The 13,661-nt window shown below is 62.9% G+C and carries 12 protein-coding genes; 5 read left to right on the forward strand and 7 right to left on the reverse strand.

Going from position 1 to position 13,661, the window contains the following annotated elements; translation table 11 throughout:
• Window positions 1-190: 190 nt before the first annotated feature.
• The 3 genes from rpmB (at window position 191) to nadB (ending at window position 2,402) form a co-directional block, all read left to right on the forward strand.
• Window positions 191-424: a 50S ribosomal protein L28 gene (rpmB, locus tag GA566_RS12835; RefSeq protein WP_006575661.1), complete on the forward strand. Its 234-nt coding sequence runs from the start codon at window positions 191-193 to the stop codon at window positions 422-424.
• 13 nt (window positions 425-437) lie between these two features.
• Entirely contained in the window at window positions 438-608 is a 171-nt protein-coding gene (rpmG, locus tag GA566_RS12840) for a 50S ribosomal protein L33 (protein ID WP_008644909.1), read from the forward strand.
• Between the two features lie 186 nt (window positions 609-794).
• On the forward strand, window positions 795-2,402 hold the full coding sequence (nadB, locus tag GA566_RS12845) for an L-aspartate oxidase (RefSeq protein ID WP_160472923.1): 1,608 nt from the start codon (window positions 795-797) through the stop codon (window positions 2,400-2,402).
• Between the two features lie 81 nt (window positions 2,403-2,483).
• On the opposite strand, the gene nadC is transcribed toward nadB, so the two are convergent.
• The 6 genes from nadC to purN all read right to left on the reverse strand — a co-directional run bounded on the left by nadC (window position 2,484) and on the right by purN (window position 9,574).
• A complete protein-coding gene (gene nadC, locus GA566_RS12850) occupies window positions 2,484-3,347 on the reverse strand; it encodes a carboxylating nicotinate-nucleotide diphosphorylase (protein WP_137926106.1) in 864 nt (287 codons plus the stop codon).
• Window positions 3,344-4,498: a quinolinate synthase NadA gene (gene nadA, locus GA566_RS12855; protein ID WP_137926105.1), complete on the reverse strand. Its 1,155-nt coding sequence runs from the start codon at window positions 4,496-4,498 to the stop codon at window positions 3,344-3,346. The genes nadC and nadA overlap by 4 nt, the downstream gene beginning before the upstream one ends.
• Window positions 4,499-4,644: 146 nt before the next feature.
• A complete protein-coding gene (locus tag GA566_RS12860) occupies window positions 4,645-5,835 on the reverse strand; it encodes an acyl-CoA desaturase (RefSeq protein ID WP_137926104.1) in 1,191 nt (396 codons plus the stop codon).
• A gap of 314 nt (window positions 5,836-6,149) precedes the next feature.
• Window positions 6,150-7,502, reverse strand: coding sequence for a mechanosensitive ion channel family protein (locus tag GA566_RS12865; protein ID WP_137926103.1), 1,353 nt, complete (start codon window positions 7,500-7,502; stop codon window positions 6,150-6,152).
• 27 nt (window positions 7,503-7,529) lie between these two features.
• A complete protein-coding gene (locus tag GA566_RS12870; RefSeq protein ID WP_160472924.1) occupies window positions 7,530-8,918 on the reverse strand; it encodes an RsmB/NOP family class I SAM-dependent RNA methyltransferase in 1,389 nt (462 codons plus the stop codon).
• Window positions 8,915-9,574, reverse strand: a complete 660-nt coding sequence (gene purN, locus GA566_RS12875) for a phosphoribosylglycinamide formyltransferase (RefSeq protein ID WP_137926101.1) — start codon at window positions 9,572-9,574, stop codon at window positions 8,915-8,917. The genes GA566_RS12870 and purN overlap by 4 nt, the downstream gene beginning before the upstream one ends.
• A 237-nt stretch (window positions 9,575-9,811) precedes the next feature.
• Between purN and GA566_RS12880 the strand changes: the two genes are divergently transcribed.
• Window positions 9,812-10,471: a response regulator transcription factor gene (locus tag GA566_RS12880; protein WP_137926100.1), complete on the forward strand. Its 660-nt coding sequence runs from the start codon at window positions 9,812-9,814 to the stop codon at window positions 10,469-10,471.
• Between the two features lie 25 nt (window positions 10,472-10,496).
• Here the strand turns inward: GA566_RS12880 and GA566_RS12885 are convergent, their stop codons facing one another.
• Complete coding sequence (locus tag GA566_RS12885) at window positions 10,497-12,287, reverse strand: hybrid sensor histidine kinase/response regulator (RefSeq protein ID WP_137926099.1); 1,791 nt, start codon at window positions 12,285-12,287, stop codon at window positions 10,497-10,499.
• A 302-nt stretch (window positions 12,288-12,589) separates the two neighbouring features.
• Here GA566_RS12885 and GA566_RS12890 point away from each other — a divergent pair, with 302 nt between their 5' ends.
• A complete protein-coding gene (locus GA566_RS12890) occupies window positions 12,590-13,579 on the forward strand; it encodes a bifunctional riboflavin kinase/FAD synthetase (RefSeq protein ID WP_137926098.1) in 990 nt (329 codons plus the stop codon).
• Window positions 13,580-13,661: the final 82 nt, after the last annotated feature.

Here is a 13,661-nt window from a genome sequence, read left to right on the forward strand (position 1 = left end):
CTTGCAACGTGATGCTGGCGGCACAGCGCAACAGTCTTCTTCCGAACCCATCGGAAGGCATTGATTCGCCGCTTGTTTCCGGTCTATAATGTTCGTCTTGCTGAATTACCAATCCGCTGCAGTCCGGGCCCGCGCGCCTTTTGTTGATCTGTTGCGAACATTGTCCACGAATAAGATTTAGGAGTGCTTCATGGCACGCGTCTGTCAAGTGACCGGGAAAGCGCCGATGGTCGGCAACAACGTTTCCCACGCAAACAACAAGACCAAGCGCCGTTTTCTGCCCAATCTGCAGAACCGCCGCTTCTTCGTTGAATCGGAAAACCGCTGGGTGAGCCTGCGCGTCTCGAACGCCGGTCTGCGCCTGATCGACAAGAAAGGCATCGACTCCGTGCTCGCAGATCTGCGCGCACGTGGCGAAGTCTAATTAGGAGTACACCATGGCCAGCAAAGGCGGACGCGACAAGATCAAGCTGGAATCGACCGCAGGTACCGGTCATTTCTACACGACCACCAAGAACAAGCGCACCATGCCGGAAAAGATGGAGATCTCGAAGTTCGATCCCGTCGCCCGTAAGCACGTGCCTTACAAGGAAACCAAGATCAAGTAATTGATCCGTGGTATCCAGCCGAAAGCCTCGCATCCGCGAGGCTTTTTGCATTGTGGGGACGCGCTTTCCGAGCCTGCCGCACCCTGCAACCCTTGTCGTACAAGGGAAAGATGTCAGGATTGTGGCAGTCGGGTGTAGACTTCCCGGTCCCCACACGCCCATTCGCCCCAGGCGATCCCCCGCACCATGAACTTCGATGTCGCGATTGTCGGCAGCGGTCTGGCCGGCCTTACCGTCGCGCTGCAACTTGCCGATACCCACAAGGTAGTTATCCTGAGCAAGCGCAGCATGACAGCCGGGGCGAGCGACTGGGCGCAGGGTGGAATCGCTGCAGTACTGGACTCCGGCGACAGTCACGCCGAGCATACGCAGGACACGCTGGTCGCTGGCGCAGGACTCTGCGATGAGGAGGCCACGCGCTATATCGTCGAACATGGCCGCGATGCGATCCAGTGGCTGATCGACCGAGGCGTGCCGTTCACGCGCGACGCCCAGGCCGAACTTGGTTTCCACCTGACGCGCGAAGGCGGCCACAGCCATCGACGCATCATCCACGCCGCCGATGCCACCGGTCACGCCGTGGTCTCCACGCTCACCAAGCAGGCGCGCAAGCATCCGAACATCACGATCCTCGAAGACCAGTTCGCGATCGATCTCATCACGTCGGCAAAACTGGGCCTGCCCGGCAACCGCTGCTACGGTCTTTACGTACTCGACGCGGCGACCGACGAAGTCCACACGATCACCGCCACGCAAACCGTGCTGGCTGCTGGCGGCGCCGGCAAGGTCTATCTCTATACGACCAACCCCGATACCGCTACCGGTGATGGCATCGCCATGGCGTGGCGCGCGGGCTGCCGCGTGGCGAACATGGAGTTCATCCAGTTCCACCCGACTTGCCTCTACCATCCGTACGCAAAGTCTTTCCTGATTTCGGAGGCGGTGCGCGGCGAAGGCGGCCTGCTCAAGCTGCCTGACGGTACGCGGTTCATGCCTGCCCACGACGACCGCGCAGAGTTGGCGCCGCGCGACGTGGTGGCGCGCGCCATCGACTTCGAGATGAAAAAGCGCGGCCTCGATTGCGTCTACCTCGACATCACACATCAGCCCGAATCGTTCCTGAAGGAACACTTCCCGACGATTCACGCGCGCTGCCTTGAACTGGGCATCGACATCACGAAACAGCCCATTCCCGTCGTACCGGCTGCACACTACACCTGCGGCGGCGTGGTGACCGACACGGCGGGCCGCACCGACATCGGCAACCTGTATGCCGTGGGCGAAACCGGTTGCACCGGCCTGCACGGGGCCAACCGGCTCGCATCGAACTCCCTGCTGGAATGCATGGTAATCGGCCAGGCTGCGGCCGCCGACATCGCTGCGCATGGCAAGGCAGGCGCGCCGGACATCGCCTTGCCCGCCTGGGACGAGAGCCGCGTGTCCGATGCGGATGAGGAAGTAGTGGTGTCGCACAACTGGGATGAGCTGCGCCGGATGATGTGGAACTACGTCGGCATCGTGCGCACGGACAAGCGGCTGGAACGTGCGCAACATCGCATCGGGTTGTTGCGTGAGGAAATTGCCGAGTACTACGCGAACTTCCGCGTGACGCGCGACCTGCTGGAGCTACGCAATCTTGTGGAAGTGGCGTCGATGATCGTGGAAAGCGCGTATTCACGCCATGAAAGCCGCGGATTGCATTTCAGCCGCGACTATCCGGACACCTTGCCGAAGGCGCTGCCTTCGGTGTTGCAGCCGTTGAGTGGGCGAGCGGGACGGGCGAGCCGGCGTTAACCTTTCGCCCCACCAATTGTTTTCTCCCCTCTCCCGCACGGCGGGAGAGGGGAGCCAAAACTACGGAGGGGAAGAAACTACCTACCCCACCACCCGCAACGAGTAGTCCGTCGCCCTGACATCCTTCGTCAGCGCGCCCACCGAGATACGGTCCACGCCGGTTTCGGCGAACTGGCGGATCGATTCGTAGTTCACGCCACCCGACACTTCCAGCAATGCACGTTCGCGATTGACCGCGACAGCTTCGCGCATCATGTCCACGGTGAAGTTGTCGATCAGGATGGATCTCGCACCAGCCTCCAGCGCTTCCTGCAATTCGGCAATCGACTCGACCTCAACCTGGATCGAGGCATCGGCGCCCAGTGCTAGCGCCGCCTGCACCGCCGCCGTGATGCTGCCTGCAGCGGCAATGTGGTTTTCCTTGATCAGGATGCCGTCATAGAGCGCCAGCCGCTGGTTCTCGCCGCCGCCCACCTTCACCGCATATTTTTGTGCGAGCCGCAGGCCCGGCAGGGTCTTGCGGGTATCGAGCACGCGTGCGCGCGTGCCGGCAATCAGATCTGCATAACGACGCGTGGCCGTGGCGACACCGGAGAGCAGTTGCAGGAAGTTCAGCGACGGACGTTCGGCGGTCAGCAGCGCGCGCGCCGGACCCGCGATTTCGCACACCAGTTCGTCGGGCGACATCCGCGCGCCCTCTTCCTTGTGCCACGTCACGCGCAGCCGTTCGTCCACGGCCATCATGCTGGCCTCGAACCATGGCCGTCCGCATAGCACTGCCGATTCACGCACGATCACGCGCGCCTGCACCAGCTTGTCGGCCGGCACCAGCAGACCGGTCAAGTCACCGGAACCCACATCCTCGGCGATGGCCGCTTTCACATTGGCGTCGAGCGCCAACGCCAGCGCGGGACCGTAACTATCGAAAATCGGATTCACGCTCATGCCGGACCCACTCCCTGGAACAGCGCGCCTTCCGTGGCGAGGTCGGCAGCGGGACGTACATTGGCCTTCTGCGCGGCGGCGAAATCGAGCATGCGGTCGATGCAGACCACCGCCTTGCGGCCGATGACTGGATCGACGTGGATCTCGTTGCGCCCCGTCTCCAGCACTTCCGCCAGATTCGTGAGGGCATTCATCGCCATCCACGGGCAGTGCGCGCAGCTCTTGCACGTTGCGCTGTTGCCCGCTGTCGGGGCTTCGATGAAGACCTTGCCTGGCGCGGCCATCCGCATCTTGTGCAGGATGCCGTTGTCGGTGGCCACGATGAACTCATTGGCATCGAGATTCTGCGCGGCGGCGATCAACTGGCTCGTCGAGCCGATGACATCGGCCTGTTCCACCACGTTGGCCGGCGACTCCGGATGCACGAGGATCTTCGCCTTCGGATGCTCGCGGCGCAGCAGGTCCAGTTCGATGCCCTTGAACTCGTCATGCACCAGGCACGAGCCCTGCCACAGCAGCATGTCGGCGCCGGTTTCCTTCTGGATGTAGCTGCCCAGATGCTTGTCCGGCGCCCAGAGGATCTTCTTGCCCTGCGCATGCAGGTGCTCGACGATCTTCAGGCCGATGCTCGACGTCACCATCCAGTCCGCGCGAGCTTTCACCGCGGCACTGGTGTTCGCGTAGACCACCACGGTGCGATCGGGGTGAGCGTCACAAAACGCGGTGAACTCATCCGCCGGACAGCCGAGATCGAGCGAGCATGTCGCATCAAGGTCAGGCATCAGGATGGTCTTCTCGGGACTCAGGATCTTGGCGGTCTCGCCCATGAAGCGGACCCCGGCCACCACCAGCGTCTGCGCGGCGTGATCGCGGCCGAAGCGAGCCATCTCCAGCGAGTCCGACACACAGCCGCCCGTCTCTTCTGCCAGATCCTGCAAGTCGGCATCGACGTAATAATGCGCAACCAGCACCGCGTTGCGCTCCTTGAGCAGTCTGCGAATGCGGTCCTTCAGCGCGGCACGTTCGTCCGGGGTGATCGCGGGAGGCACTTTGGCCCAGGCATGGGCCACACAACTGCCGCTGGCAGCGCTTTCGGCATCCGTCAGGTTCGGCTTCTCGAACTCGACGGTCTTGATCGTTTGGGGGGTCATCTCTTCACATACTCCTCGGGGCACCCAGTTGCCGCCGCGCTTTGCATCACGCGGTCTATTGCCAGCAACATGGGGCGTGCAGCAAAAAGAAAAAGCCCCGCCGAGGGCGGGGCTTTCTAGCCATGACGGGCGTGCTGCCGATTGTATCAGGCGTATCGGCGCAGGCGCAGCGAAAACTCCTGCAGCGCCTGGATGCCACTGGCTTCGGCGCGATGGCACCAGGCCTGCAACTGCGCCAGCAACTGCTCGCGCGTCATGTTCGAGCGGCCCCAGATCACGGCCAGTTCGCGACGCATTTCCACGAACGTGTGCAGCATCTTGTTCTGCTCGGTGATGGTGGCCAACTGCTGACGCTGCGGCACACCCAGCTTCATCTCTTCACGATGGAACCACTTGCGCGCCGGCTTGTAGTGCGTGTATTCCGGCGAGCCGCCTTCCTTGTGCTTGCGCAGTTCGTCGCGGTACGCGGCCTTCAGCGCCTTGGCATAGCGCGCCATCACGTCGTAGCGGTTGGCGATGATGGCTTCCAGCGTGTTGTGGTCCACTTCGCGCGCTTCCACGAGGCGAGCCTTCGGCGGAGTCTTCTTGACCTTGGCCAGGCCAACCGACTGCATCGCGCGGATGTACCACCAGCCCACATCGATTTCGTACCACTTGATCGAGAACTTGGCCGACGTCGGGTACGTGTGGTGGTTGTTGTGCAGTTCCTCGCCACCGATGATGAAGCCCCACGGCGACACGTTGGTCGAAGCATCCTCGCAATCGTAGTTGCGATAGCCCCACCAGTGACCCAGGCCGTTGATGATGCCGGCGGCATGGATCGGGATCCAGAGCATCTGCACGGCCCACACGGTCATGCCGATCACGCCGAACAGCGCGAGGTCGATGATCAGCATCAGGCCAACGCCCTGCCAGCCAAAGCGCGAGTACACGTTGCGCTCGACCCAGTCATTGGGCGTGCCATGACCGAACTTGGCGATCGTTTCCTTGTTCTTGGACTCGGCGCGATACAGCTCGGCGCCTTCCAGCAGCACCTTGCGGATACCGCGCGTCTGCGGGCTGTGCGGATCGTCCTCGGTCTCGCACTTGGCGTGGTGCTTACGGTGAATGGCGGTCCATTCCTTCGTCACCATGCCCGTGGTCATCCACAGCCAGAATCGGAAGAAATGCTGGGCAATCGGGTGCAGATCCAGCGACCGGTGCGCCATGCAGCGGTGCAGGAAAATGGTCACGCCTGCGATCGTGATGTGGGTCATCACGAGCGTGTAGATCACGATCTCCCACCAGGACCAGTTGGCGAGGCCGTTGGCGGCCCAGTCAAGAATTGTGTCGAACAAACTATGTTCTCCGTCGTAAAACGAGTGTTTGCAGCGCGGCACCACTGTGCGGCGCACCTGTCGCGCAGAAAAAAGACTGCAAAATCATCGATTGCGATAGCTTTCTGGCGCGGGCGGAACCTTGAGGGGCGCCAGGCCGAGGCACGAACCGCTGCAATCTGGCGGTTGTCTGGTGTGGGGGTGGCGGATATCGAAGTTCGTATACCCACGACAACCCGGCATTCTACCGGATTGGCGCGGAGGGGACATCCGCTATTTCCCCGACTTCGATAACCCAATCTGCCAAATGTTCCCGAAGGTGGCCCAGAGGCTACCTAGCTGGATGCAATGACTGCCGCCGTGGGCAAAGAAGTGTCGTTAAGCACACGCAACTCACGTTGCGGATAGGGAATAGACACGCCATTTGCCTGGAAGGTCCGCCAAATTGCACGATTCATTGCGGATTGGACGCCCAGCTTGCCGTTCTGAGGATCAGCGATGTAGACCGCGAATTCGTACTCGATACCGCTATCGCCAAACATGACGAGGAACGCCGCCGGCTTCGGTTCCGCCAGAACGCGCGGGATATCGGCCGCGCAAGTCTCGAGCAGGCCGATCACAGTCTCCGGGTCGGTCGCATAGTCGGCCTGCACGCGCACCGCCACGCGGACATTGGTGCCCGAGAACGAATGGTTCTGCACCGCCTGGGCGACGAGTTGCTCGTTTGGCACCAGCGTCTCGCCATCGCCGTTGCGCACTACGGTATAGCGCGTGCGGATCTGCGAGACGATGCCTGTGTACTTGTCTACGGTGATCTGGTCACCCAGCGTCACCGAGCGGTCCAGCAGGATAATGAATCCCGAGATGTAATTGCTGGCGATCTTCTGCAAACCCAGGCCAAGACCGACACCCAGTGCGCCACCGAACACAGACAGCACCGTCAGGTCGATTCCCACCAGCGACAGGCTGAGCAGCAGCGAAACCAGCAGCAGCAGCGCCTTGGCCACGCGCGTCAGCACCACCTTGAGATTGGCATCGAGGCTGCGAGCGCGCATCAGACGCTCCTCCAGCCACGAGCCGAACCACATCGCCACCAGTACGGTCAGCAGAATCCAGACCACGCCCATCAGTGCGTCGGCCACGCTGATCGGGTGCTTACCGCCCACCGGGAAGCGCATCTCCTCCATCCAGCGGATCACGTCGGGCAGCACGCCGGTGACGTACAGCGCCATGCCCACCCACACCAGCGTCGTCAGCACTTTCTCGACCAGCACAAGCATGCCGTGCAACTGGCCGTTGGCGGATATCACGCGGCGCAGGACGTAGAAGGCGATATAGAGCGATGTGATGCCAAACAGCGGTACCAGGGCGAGGCGCAGCACGCTGACCGAAACGAACGGCGCCAGCGCAAAACGCGCCACCAGCACCAGCAGCCAGCCGAACAGCGGGAACATCGCCTTTTCGAGACTGACAGCGGCCAGCCGCAGGGCGAAGCTCGCGTCTTCGTGGCGCGATTCCAGACGCCGCACGACGAATCGCGCCAGCAGCCATGCCACGGCAAGGCTGCCGACCAGCACGCCGATCTGCCAGAAGAAGCCCGGCCCTCCGGCATCGTGGATCAGATCGTCGAGCAACTTGCCCAGAACGGAATGCGAGTTCGTCAGCTCGGCCAGCGTGGTAGGGTTCATCGGCACGGATCAGCGTTCAACGGGATATCAACGCGTGCGTTCCAGCACGGCAGCGAAGAAGCCGTCGGTCTGATGAACGTGCGGATAAAGCGCCAACATGCCGCTTTCTGCCGGCAAGTTGGGCACCTCGATCTTCTGTTCGGCAAAGATTTCGGCGGCCGGCACCAGTCGGAAATTCTCGTTCTTGGCGAGGAAATCGCGGACGATGGCTTCGTTTTCCGCTTCAAGCACGCTGCAAGTGGCGTACACGACCCGTCCGCCACCCTTTACGAGCTTGGCGGCTGCTTCGAGGATGGCTGCCTGCTTGGCGGTCAGCTCGATGATCGACTCTGGCGACTGGCGCCATTTCAGATCGGGGTTGCGACGCAGGGTGCCGAGGCCGCTGCAAGGTGCATCCACCAGCACGCGATCGATCTTGCCAGCCAGCCGCTTGACCTTGGCGTCGCGTTCCGAATCGATCAGCACGGGATGCACATTGGACAGGCCGCTACGTGCCAGACGCGGCTTCAGGTTGGTCAGTCGCTTTTCGGAAACGTCGAAGGCATAGAGCCGGCCGGTCGAACGCATTTGCATGCCCAGCGCCAGCGTCTTTCCGCCCGCGCCTGCGCAGAAGTCCACCACCATTTCGCCACGCTTCGGTGCCACCAGATGGCACAGCAACTGGCTGCCTTCGTCCTGCACTTCCACGCCACCGTTGATGAACAGCGGCAGCTGGTTCAGCGCGGGCTTGCCCTTGAGGCGGATACCGGCCGGCGCCATTGGTGCAGGTTCCGCGGCAATCCCGGCGGTTTCGAGTTCGGCCAGCGCTTCCTCGCGGGACAGCTTGGCCGTGTTCACACGCAGGTCCAGCGGCGCCGGACGCAGCCAGGCATCGCCGATGGCAGCCGTGAACGGCTCGCCATGATGCGCAACCAGATCGTCGTAAAGCCACTCCGGCAAGTTGGCACGCACGCGCTGCGCCAGGCTCGAGCGTTCGATCGTCGTCAGGCGATCCAGCCACTCGGCTTCATCGGGATACAGGAACGGCGTCAGCACGTCGCGGCCAAGCGTCGAGGCCAGTCCCAGCAGACCAAGGCGGCGGGTGGCGGAGCCTGTGCCGCTTTCCGCAAATTGACCAAATTCGACGCGTCTACGCAACACTGCAAAAATCGCTTCCGCAATGATTCCGCGGTCACGATGGCCAAGTTTGTTATTTTCTCGGAAGTAGTAGCTGACCACGGCATCCGAAGGACGCGCGAAAAGCAGCACCTTGCCGAGCAGTCGCTCGATGTGCTGCAAGTGGAAGGCCTGCAGGCCACCCGGATTGCGCGGGCCATCGGTGCCAGGCTGGCGCGCCATGCGAATCGGGCTGCCCTTGCCCTTGTTGGTGCGGGGGCGCTGGCGATTGTCCGGGGTGGAAGAGGGATTACGACTCATGGCTGTTTTCCTGCCGCTTCGGGCGAGATGGCCATGAACCATTGGGGTTCGGCCGGTTGAACTTGAACAACGCCGTTCTGCAATTGCAGGCGGTCTTCGACAAACCAGCGCACAGCGCGCGGGTAGATGACATGTTCGCTATCGAGCAAACGATCGGCCAGGGACTCGGGTGTGTCGCCTGGCAGTACATCGAGTGCAGCTTGTATCACGATCGGGCCATGATCGAGTTGCGGCGTGACGAAGTGCACGGTCGCGCCATGCAACTTGACCCCCGCGTCCAGCGCCTGGCGATGCGTATGCATGCCCGGAAAACTCGGCAACAGCGAGGGATGGATGTTGAGCATGCGGCCGGCAAAGTGCTCGACGAACTCCGTCGTCAGAATGCGCATGAACCCCGCCAGCACAACGATATCGGGCTGGTACGCCTCGATGGCGTCGCGCATCGCGGCATCGAATGCAGCACGGTCGGCAAACAGCTTATGGTCCACCACGCCTGTGGCGATACCGTGATCGGCAGCGAACGCGAGCCCCGACGCATCGGGCCGGTTCGACAATACAGCAGCCACGCGCGCCGGCCATCGCTCGGCTGCGCAGGCCCGGACGATCGCTTCCATATTGGAGCCACGCCCGGAAATCAATATGACAATATTTTTCATCGCCGCGATTCTACCAAGCTGTGGTGCAAACGCTTGTAAAGCATGCACATTAGGCACTTAATTACCGCGAAACGCGCACGGGACAACGCTTTTGGGGACGTATGCAACAAGAAACACCATGTTGCGACCGATTGTGACGCGCACCCCGCTCTGTTAGAGTGGGCTTTACGTCCACGCGCCGATTTCTAGGAAAACGGTGACAACAAGGGCGAAATGGGAAATTAGACGGGAATACGCATGTCGAACGCTGCACCGACTCTGTTGGTGGTCGATGATCATCCTATGGCTCTTTCCGGCACCACCGCGTTCCTCGCGGAGGTGATGCCCGACGTTGCAGTACATGCTGCCGGTAGCGCCAAGGAAGCTCTCCACTCGCTGAACCAGGGACTCCGTCCCGATATCGTGTTGCTGGATATCTGGCTGAATGACGGCACTGGCTTCGACGCCATGCAGGCATTCAAGACCGTGATTCCCGGCGCGCGCTTCATCTTCATGTCCGCCGAAGCCACGCCCGAGATCGTGGGCCGTGCACGCGCGCTGTCCGCTTGCGGCTTCGTTGGCAAACACCTCGATGCCAACGCCTTCACGGCCGCCGTGCGAAAGGTTCTGGCTGGCGATACGAGTTTTCCGACCGATGAAGCCTTGTCGGGACGCTCGCAGGCCTTCGGACCCGCCCACGGCATTCCGGTCACGCCCGCCGAACTGGGCCTGACGCCGCGTCAGGGCTCCGTGCTGGCACTGGTGCTGGAAGGACTGCCGAACAAGGTCATCGCGCGCAAGCTCGGCCTGACCGAGAACACGGTGAAGGAACACGTATCCGCCATCCTGCAACGTCTTGGCGTACGCACGCGCATGCAGGTGATGTCGCGAATGGAGCGGTTCCGCCTGCGCCAGTAAGCGCCGGCTCCTCGTCCAGCGCTTCTCAGACCGCAGTCAGCCAGCGGCGCAGCAGCATGCGCAGGTTGGCGGGGTCCACGGGCTTGGGCAGCACGAAGTAGCCCGCGTCCTCGGCCGCCAACAGCGCCGCGGATTTCAGGTCGCCCGTCAGCAGCGCGCTGCGCGCCTGCGGTTGCGTGGTCTGCCAGCGTTCCAGCAGATCCAGTCCGTTTTCGTTGCCGGGCAGGCGCAGGTCGCAGAAGATGATGTCCGGCTTCAGCCCCTTGGCGAACAACGCGTCGGCCTCCTGCCCGTGCGCGGCACACGCGACACGAATTCCCCACGCCTCCATCAGCGCAATCCACGCCTTGCGGATCTGACTGTCGTCATCGACGACCAGTACCGTGCCGCGCAGCCGATCCTGCCGCGCCTCCTCGGCCTGCGCATTCTTGCGCATCGCGCGCACGCTGGCCACGGTCTCGTCCGGCACGGGCGCCAATGCAAACCAGAATACCGAACCCTTGCCGGGCACCGAACGCACGCCGTAGGTTCCGCGCATCAGACGCACGCATTCCTTGAAGATCGCCAGGCCCAGGCCGAGCCCTTGCGACGGATCGCGCTGCGGATTGTGAACCTGGTAGTACGGCGAGAAGATTTCCGGCAGATGCTCGGGCGTGATGCCCGCGCCGGTATCCCACACCTCCACGCGCACGTGCTTGCGGCGCTGCCGTGCTGTCACCAGGATGCCGCCGCGCTTTGTGTACCGCAGCGCGTTCTGCACAAGGTTGAAGAGCGCCCGACGCAGCAGTACCGGCTCGGCCATCGCATAGAGTTCGTCAGGCACGCGCGGCGTCAGCGTCAGGCCGCTCTCGCGCGCATCGGCAGCAAACTGGCTCATCACGTCGTTCACCAGTGCGTTGAGTTCGCACGGCTCCATCGTGGGCAGCACCTTGCGCCCTTCGAGCTTCGACAGATCCAGCAGCGAGCGGAACAGCAGGTCGATGGTTTGCGTGCCGGCGGCCACCTGCTCCACCAAGGGGTGTAACGCAGTTGACTGGTTCCGGGCCCGTAGCGCCTCCACCAGCATCACCAGCGCATGCACGGGTTGGCGCAAGTCATGGCTTGCCGCAGCCAGGAAACGCGATTTCTCCTCGCTCGCATGAAGCGCCCGCTCCTTTTCCTCCTGGAACTGCTTGGCCAGCCGCCGGCTTTCCGATTCCAGCTGGATGGCGCGCACCAGCGTGTGCTGCAGATTCAACGAGTGGCGCGCCAGCATCAGCGCGTAGATCACGAGCAGGATCTGCACGTACCCGCCATGGCCGGGGAAGGCGAAATCGGCCAGCAGGATATTGGGCACCAGGATCGGCACCCCGGCGAAGACAAGGTTCGACGGAATCGGCGATTGGGACGTGGCGCCCCCCGCCAGCACGCCGAGCGTCAGCAGGTAGAGCACGGCGGAGAACACCATCGAACTGGTGTAGAGGTGCAGCAGCGCGGAGCTTCCCCAGGTCAGGCCTGTCAGGAAGGCGATGGCGCGCATGTTGTTCCACCACTTGCGCGTGTGCGCCGAGCGGCTCATCTTGCCGCTGTCGCGTTTGAAGCCTACGTAAAACCAGCTACCGGCGACGGTCAGCACCAGCATGATGGCGCACCAGAGCAGCAGCGCCACCTGGTTGGCTTCGTACCAGAACGTCCAGGCGGTCAGGCCGGGGAGCAGCACCGAGGACGCAATGGCCGTGGGCGAGACCCGATGGACGGTGACCAGCAGCTTGGCCCGAGTTTCGGTGTCCAGCTGCGGTCCGGGGGGCGGCAGTAGCTTGTTAAGCAGCGCGTTCAAGAGTGGAGTGCCCGGTATCGTGGCGACGACAGCCCACTGCAAAAAGCTTCCCGCGAACAGGGTTGGACGGGGGCTGACCGTTGCAGGAATCGTGCGGTTCATGTTCCGAATGGCGCATATCATGCCGCCTTTCTCCGCCTCACGCCATCGCCCGGCGGTGCAATTCGCCATAAATTCGCCATTTTTGGCAGCTTGCCCACACCCCCATCGGCGTCGAGTCGGCAATTCGGCCAGGCAGGGGGCAACGCGGGCCATTCGCCTTATAATGCTCGCTTTCCCTAAAACGCTCGTCCGCCGTCCTCGTGAAAGTCTTCCGCGGCCTGCCCAACGCCGAAAGCCGGGCGCCCTGCGCGCTCACCATCGGTAATTTCGACGGTGTGCATCGCGGCCACCAGTCGTTGCTCGCGCGCGCCCGTGCGGCCGCCGATGCGCGTGGCCTGCCGCTGTGCGTGATGACATTCGAGCCGCATCCGCGCGAATTTTTCGCGCCGGAGCACGCCCCTACCCGCATCGCCCTGCTGCGCGACAAGCTCGACGCTCTGCGTAGCAATGGCGTGGATCGGGTGGTCGTGGAGCACTTCAACGCCCATTTCGCCGCGCAGTCGCCGCAACAGTTCGTCGAGAACGTGCTGTGGAACGGCCTGCACGCGCGCTGGGTGCTGGTGGGCGACGATTTCCGCTTTGGCGCCCGTCGTGCCGGTGACTTCAGCTACCTGAAGGAAGCCGGTCGCGAATTCGGCTTCGATGTCGAGCAGATGGGTTCGGTGTCCGAAGGCGGCATCCGCATCTCCAGCTCCGCCGTACGCCAGGCGCTGGCCGACGGCGATCTCGAACACGCACGCCGGCTGCTGGGCCACGGCTACGCCATCAGCGGGCACGTGATTCACGGCCGCAAGCTGGGGCGCAACCTCGGCTTCCCCACGCTGAACCTCAAGATCTCGCACAAGCGGCCTGCCGTGAACGGCATCTTCGTGGTGCAGGTGCATGGCATTGCCGACCACCCGCTGCCCGGCGTGGCCAGCATCGGCGTGCGGCCGACCGTCGAGGATGCGGGCCGCGTGCTGCTGGAAGTGCATCTGTTCGACGTGAACCAGAACCTGTACGGCAAGCTCGTGCGCGTGGAGTTCATGAAGAAGCTACGCGACGAGGAGCGTTTCCATTCGCTGGACGCACTGACCGCCGCCATCGCCAAGGACGCCGAGGACGCGCGTGCGTTCTTCGGCCTGAGCGCGCCCGAGGCAGGGGGTGGCCGGCGCGACTTCGCCACGTCCGCCACCGACCGAATTAGCTAGCGGCCGGCAGCGCGTGTGCACCTGATGCATCGCCGCCGGACCCGCCCTGCCTCATCCGAAATGACACGCGCGCGGCGCGCTT

The sequence above is a fragment of the Cupriavidus sp. SW-Y-13 genome (genome assembly GCF_009793345.1).
Taxonomy (GTDB): Bacteria; Pseudomonadota; Gammaproteobacteria; order Burkholderiales; family Burkholderiaceae; genus Cupriavidus.

What these genes read in the sequence shown, in the direction of transcription:
- rpmB (WP_006575661.1), top strand. Translation starts at nt 191, where the DNA reads ATGGCACGCGTCTGTCAAGTGACCGGGAAAGCGCCGATGGTCGGCAAC.
- rpmG (WP_008644909.1), top strand. Translation starts at nt 438, where the DNA reads ATGGCCAGCAAAGGCGGACGCGACAAGATCAAGCTGGAATCGACCGCA.
- nadB (WP_160472923.1), top strand. Translation starts at nt 795, where the DNA reads ATGAACTTCGATGTCGCGATTGTCGGCAGCGGTCTGGCCGGCCTTACC.
- nadC (WP_137926106.1), bottom strand. Translation starts at nt 3,347, where the DNA reads ATGAGCGTGAATCCGATTTTCGATAGTTACGGTCCCGCGCTGGCGTTG.
- nadA (WP_137926105.1), bottom strand. Translation starts at nt 4,498, where the DNA reads ATGACCCCCCAAACGATCAAGACCGTCGAGTTCGAGAAGCCGAACCTG.
- GA566_RS12865 (WP_137926103.1), bottom strand. Translation starts at nt 7,502, where the DNA reads ATGAACCCTACCACGCTGGCCGAGCTGACGAACTCGCATTCCGTTCTG.
- GA566_RS12870 (WP_160472924.1), bottom strand. Translation starts at nt 8,918, where the DNA reads ATGAGTCGTAATCCCTCTTCCACCCCGGACAATCGCCAGCGCCCCCGC.
- purN (WP_137926101.1), bottom strand. Translation starts at nt 9,574, where the DNA reads ATGAAAAATATTGTCATATTGATTTCCGGGCGTGGCTCCAATATGGAA.
- GA566_RS12880 (WP_137926100.1), top strand. Translation starts at nt 9,812, where the DNA reads ATGTCGAACGCTGCACCGACTCTGTTGGTGGTCGATGATCATCCTATG.